Origin of the sequence: Lacticaseibacillus yichunensis, assembly GCF_003946405.1 — a bacterium.
Lineage (GTDB): Bacteria > Bacillota > Bacilli > Lactobacillales > Lactobacillaceae > Lacticaseibacillus > Lacticaseibacillus yichunensis.
The window spans coordinates 1-5,533 of sequence record NZ_RHOG01000057.1 but is presented as its reverse complement, the minus strand read 5'-3'; the positions used below and the strand labels follow the sequence as shown (position 1 = coordinate 5,533).

At 55.9% G+C, this 5,533-nt stretch carries 3 protein-coding genes; all 3 read left to right on the top strand.

Translation table 11 applies throughout. The features are described 5' to 3' along the window. The first annotated feature begins 709 nt into the window (after positions 1–709). From EKM95_RS11280 to ppx, 3 genes are read left to right on the top strand one after another with little or no spacing between them, the layout of a single operon-like run. Positions 710–2,236 carry a Ppx/GppA phosphatase family protein gene (locus tag EKM95_RS11280; RefSeq protein WP_125698520.1) on the top strand — a complete coding sequence of 509 codons (1,527 nt, stop codon included), beginning with the start codon at positions 710–712 and terminating at the stop codon, positions 2,234–2,236. Beyond that, positions 2,233–4,407: an RNA degradosome polyphosphate kinase gene (locus tag EKM95_RS11275; protein ID WP_125698518.1), complete on the top strand. Its 2,175-nt coding sequence runs from the start codon at positions 2,233–2,235 to the stop codon at positions 4,405–4,407. The genes EKM95_RS11280 and EKM95_RS11275 overlap by 4 nt, the downstream gene beginning before the upstream one ends. Beyond that, entirely contained in the window at positions 4,400–5,332 is a 933-nt protein-coding gene (gene ppx, locus EKM95_RS11270; protein WP_125698516.1) for an exopolyphosphatase, read from the top strand. Before EKM95_RS11275 ends, ppx begins: the two co-directional genes overlap by 8 nt. Positions 5,333–5,533: the final 201 nt, after the last annotated feature.

Sequence of the window (5,533 nt, the reverse complement as noted above, 5' to 3'; positions counted from 1 at the left end):
CTCGACGGCCCTCTGCTTCTCTTTTAGTGAGTACATTTAATATCATACCTGAAGTCCAACTTTTTGTCCGCACGCCCCAGGATGCTTGAGACCAAGTTGTGTGATGGCGTCACACCAATGTGGCATTCTTCGTCCGGGCGGCAATCTCTGAGACCGCAAATATCGAGAAATTCTTCTGAAAGACACAGATGCGCGATCTCTAAGATTGCTCCGGGGTATCCATCTCACAGCGTCCGGACTCAGGGTCCACAAATTTGGCTCTTCTGCTCTGAATATTCAACATCCGCGGACCCTGAGTCCGTGGATGTTGCCGCACGCCCCGGGTTACTGCGCACAAAGTTGTGTGATGGCGTCCCACGAATGCGGTGTTCTTTGCCCCGGGCGTGATCTCTGAGATTGCAACATTCACAAATCGACCCACCAAAACGCTTATCCGCGATCTCCGAGACTGTGAGTCGAAAAATTCCGCGTCCGGTCGGAGTCGACCCAAACAAATGTGACCCCGTGACACAACTTCCACTTACACGCCCTAGTTGCAAATATGAAACTCGTTTTACCAAAATATTGACAACGGCTATTTTTTTAACCTATTCAAGTAACCTCGCACAAGCTTGTCATCGCTAGGCGCTTTTCCGTTCATGAACGGCCCGCTACGTGCTATGATTAAAGCGCAAGAGTCGCAGATACGACAGGAAACGAGGAGAGAAAGATGGCATCCGAGCAAGGGTTTATCGTGATCGGCGCGCAGAACATTTTTTTCAGCATCACGAATTTGCGTCATCTCGAAGAAGTAGAACGGGGACAATATCCAGTGCCGATTGGCGAGGATATATTTGCGACGAAAGAGATTCAGCCTGAGACCGTGGACACCGCTGTCGATGCGTTGCAGGCGATCTTCCAGCTCTTTCGCGATTATGGGGTGCATCACTATGACGCGGTCGGTAGCCACAGCTTTTTTGAGGCGGCCAACGCCCAATTCGTGGTGGATCAGCTGTATAGCCGCACAGGGCTGATGGTCGCGCCGCAGACCTTGGCGCAGGAGTCGTTTTACCGGACGCAGGCGGTGTTCGCGCGGTTTCCGCATTTTAAGGAGATCATCAAGGACGGCACGGTGCTGATCGACATTTCCTCTGGATCGGTGGAACTGACGGCGTTTCGAAATGGCAAATTCGGATTTTCGCGTAATTTATCCATTGGTCCCCTCCGTGTGTTCGAGGTGATGAGCGACGTTCAGGCGACGGTGCCGAATTATGTCGATGTCCTGCGCGATTATATCGACAGTCGCCTGCTGGATTTTATGCGGCTGTTGCCCCGAGATGTGCATTACACCAACGTGATCTTGATGGGCAGTGCGCTCAGCTTGTTTGAGCGGCTGATTCCGGTGGGCGAGGCCACGGTCGAAACGGATCGCGAGGGCTTTGACCTCATTTATAATGAAGTCACGCATGCCTCAGATCAGTATCTCAGCGACGAATATGACCTGCCGATGAGCCAGACGTCGCAGGTGTTGCCGACGGTGCTGCTGCTGTATCGTTTGATCAAAAATCTGAACAGCGACAAGGTCTGGATCTCGAACCTCAACTTGCTCGATGGGCTGGAAGTCGACCGGGCGGCGGATAAGGGCTTCATGCATGCGGGGTTTGACCCCGACGAGGAGATCGTGGTGTCGGCGCAAAATCTGGCCGAGCGGTACCGGGTCGATCCGAAGCACCGCGATGCCACCGTCCAATTTTCCCTGCAGCTGTTTGATCGGTTGAAAAAGTTGCACGGCATGGGCAAACGGGAGCGCCTGTTGTTACAAATTGCGGCAACGGTCAATGATGTGGGCAGTTATATCGATACGCATCATCACTTTATTCACTCCGAGTATATTATCCAGGCGTCCGAGCTGATGGGCCTGACCTCGACCGAGCAGAAAATGGTCGCGACGATCGCCCGGTATCATTCCTCGGATCAGCCGCAAACGGATCTGTCGGATCTCGCCGAGCTCAATTCCGCGCGGCGCCTGACGATCGCCAAACTCGCGGCGCTTTTGCGGGTGGCGGACAGTCTGGATGCCTCCCGCCAGCAGAAAATCGAGTCGCTGCGGGTGTCGGTCAAACCGGATGAGGTGTTGTTGACCGCAACGGCCAATGACGATGTGGAACTGGAACGCTGGACGCTGGCGCGCAAAGGCCGCTTTTTCGCCGCGGTGTTTGGACTGCCAATTGAACTGAAAGGGCGGACGCAAGCATGAGTCAAAATCAGATCGCCGCAACTTATACGAAACCGGAATATTACACCAACCGGGAGCTGTCCTGGCTCGCCTTTAATGACCGCGTGCTGGAAGAGGCCCGTGACCACGATAACCCGCTGCTGGAGCGTGTGCGGTTCCTCGCCATTACGCAAAGCAACCTGGATGAATTTTTCAATGTGCGGGTCGCATCGCTGCGGAAAATGGTGGCCGTTGGGTATCTGGAGCCAGATGCGGCCGGCATGACGGCGTCCCAGCAGCTGGCCGCGATCGCGACGCAGGCCCATGCGATGGTGGATAAGCAGTACACCACCTGGACGCGCTCGCTGCGGCCGCTGCTGGCGGAGCTGTCGATTCAGCTGAAAACAGCTGAGGAGCTGACCCCGGCCCAGGCGGATTTCATCGATGATTATTTCCATGAAGAAGTTTATCCCGTCCTGACCCCAATGGGCGTGGACCCAACGCGGCCGTTTCCATTTTTGGCCAACAATTCGCTGAACCTGGCGCTGCGTGTGGAGCGGACCGAGGAAAAAGAGGCAGATAAGGGCCGCTCGTTTGCCCTGGTGCAAGTGCCGGATGTGTTTCCGCGAGTCGTACGGCTGCCTGATGCGCCGAATGATTTTATCCTGCTGGAAGACGTGATTCGGCATTATGCGCAGGAGCTGTTCGTCGGCGCGACAATTCGGGAAACGGCGCTGTTTCGCGTCACGCGGGACATGGATCTGGATGTGGCCGAGGAAGACGCGTCGGATCTGATGAAGGAGATTCAGTCTCAGCTGAAAAAACGCCAGCGCGGCAAGGTCATGCGGCTGGAGATCGACGCGGGGATGAGCAAATATCTGAAGAAACGCCTGACGCGCGGCCTGGACGTCAAGGACGACGCCGATATTTATGCGATCAAGGGGCCAATCGACTTGAACATGCTCAACAAGCTGGTCAAGGGCGTGCAGGGGCATGAAGATGAGCTGTATCCGCCATACACGCCGTATCTGAATCCGGCGCTGATGGCCGGCAGTCTGTTCGATCAAATTCGCGACCACGACATTTTCATGCAGCATCCATACGACAGCTTCACGCCCGTGGTGGAATTCATTCGCCAGGCCAGCGTGGATCCGGCGGTGCTTGCGGTGAAGATGACGCTGTACCGCGTTTCCAGCAAATCACCGATCATTTCCTATCTGAAGCAGGCCGCGGAAAATGGCAAGCAGGTCACCGTTTTGGTCGAGCTCAAGGCGCGGTTTGATGAGGAAAATAATGTGCATTGGGCCAAGGAGCTTGAGCGCGCCGGCTGCCATGTGATCTATGGGCTGGTCGGCTTGAAGACCCACAGTAAGTTGGCCCTGGTGGTGCGCCGCGAAGAAGGGGGCATCCGCCGCTACATGCACATGGCGACCGGCAATTACAACGATGTCACGGCCCGCGTGTATACCGACATGGGCCTGTTCACGGCGAACGCCGAAATGGGGGCGGATGCGTCCAATATTTTCAACATGTTGTCGGGCTTTGCGGAGCCAGCCTATTTTCACAAATTGGTGATCGCGCCGCTGGGCATCCGCGAGTTCCTGGTCGACCAGATCGAAGGCGAGATTCGAGCCGCACAAGCCGGGCGCAAGGCGCAGATCCGGATGAAGATGAATTCGCTCAGTGATGCGGACATGATCGCCGAACTTTACAAAGCCAGCGCCGCCGGGGTGCAGGTCGAGCTGCTCGTGCGCGGCATTTGCAATCTCAAGGTCGGCATTCCGGGCATTTCGGAAAACATCACCGTGCATTCCATCGTCGGCCGCTTTTTGGAGCACAGCCGGATCTTCTATTTCTATGCGGATGGCGAGGCGCGCGTGTTCCTGTCGTCGGCGGATCTGATGAAGCGGAACTTGAGCCGGCGCGTGGAGCTGTTGTTCCCAATCTTGCAGGACGATGTGCGCGAACATGTGCTGTCGATCTTCGACACGCTTTGGCAGGACAATGTGAAAACACGCGTGCTTCAGCCGGACGAAACATGGGAGCGCGTCGATCGGCGCGGGAAAGTGTTGCTGGCGGCGCAGGAGACGTTTTTGCAAGAGGCCGCCGCGAAGATCAAACACCTGGGCGATCTCACCGAGGCGGACGACCCACGCCAAACAAGGCGGTTCACCCCGATGAAGGCGCCGGAAGATGAGGCGGACAATGACTGAAGCCAAGCATTTTGCCTTGATCGACCTCGGCAGTAATTCCGCACGCCTGACCGTGTGGGCGATCGACGCAACCAATCAGCCTCGCGAAATTGTCCGCCTCAAGGAAATGGTGCGGCTGTCGGAAGGCATGGGCGAGGAAAAAGTGTTACAGCCAGCCGCCATGGCGCGCACCATTACGGCCTTAGCCGGTTTCCAGCAACAACTTGCCGCTTTGCCCAACGTCACCTTGCGCGCCGTGGCCACAGCGGCGGTCCGCCAAGCGGTGAACCAGAAGGAGTTTCTCCGTCAAGTCAAAAAGACGACCGGAATCGCCATCACCGTCATTACCGGCGACGAGGAGGCCACGCTGGATTACACCGGCGTGATCAACACGATGCCGATTCAAAACGCCCTCATCATGGATACCGGCGGCGCGTCCACCGAATTGATCCTTGTGCAGGAGCGAAAACTCCGCCAAGTCATTTCCCTGCCATTTGGCTCGGTCAATCTCTCGGAGCGCTTCTTATCCTCCGACATGGTCTCGGCCGCCGAGCTGTTTGACCTCGTCACCTTTGTGGAAAATACGCTGAATGGCGTCTGGTGGTTGCGCAAGGCCCAGAATTTGCCGATCGTCGCGCTGGGCGGCTCAAACCGGACCCTGGCGAAAATTCAGCGGCGACGCGAGGCCTTTTCGAACTTTGAAGACATCCACGGCTTCCGCATGCCAACGACTGCGGTGAATGCGATCTTCCGCGACGTTTTGACGAAAAACCTGACCGAGCGCCAGGCGATTCCGGGTCTCGCCCGCGAACGCGCCGACATCATCATCGCCGGCCTGATCCCCGTCGTCACCATGATCCGCTACCTAGACTGCGACCGCCTGACTTTCTCCCAATACGGCCTGCGCGCAGGCACACTTTACAATTATCTCAATACCCCTTCATAAGAAGCAGTTAAGAATACGCCGGCCCCTAGGGAAAAGGGACCGGCTTTGTTATAACTAGTGGCTGTTCAAAAACGTGTAGCATTTGATACTAGTGATTTTAGGTCATTACTGTCATATAATAAATGCATACGAAATTCCGGTTTTCAGACATTTCCCGTGCATTTACGAAATTCACTCGGAGGTTTTATCCATGGTTTATCG

Excerpts from the sequence above, each read along its gene's own strand:
- EKM95_RS11275 (WP_125698518.1), top strand. The coding sequence starts at position 2,233 with ATGAGTCAAAATCAGATCGCCGCAACTTATACGAAACCGGAATATTAC.
- ppx (WP_125698516.1), top strand. The coding sequence starts at position 4,400 with ATGACTGAAGCCAAGCATTTTGCCTTGATCGACCTCGGCAGTAATTCC.
- EKM95_RS11280 (WP_125698520.1), top strand. The coding sequence starts at position 710 with ATGGCATCCGAGCAAGGGTTTATCGTGATCGGCGCGCAGAACATTTTT.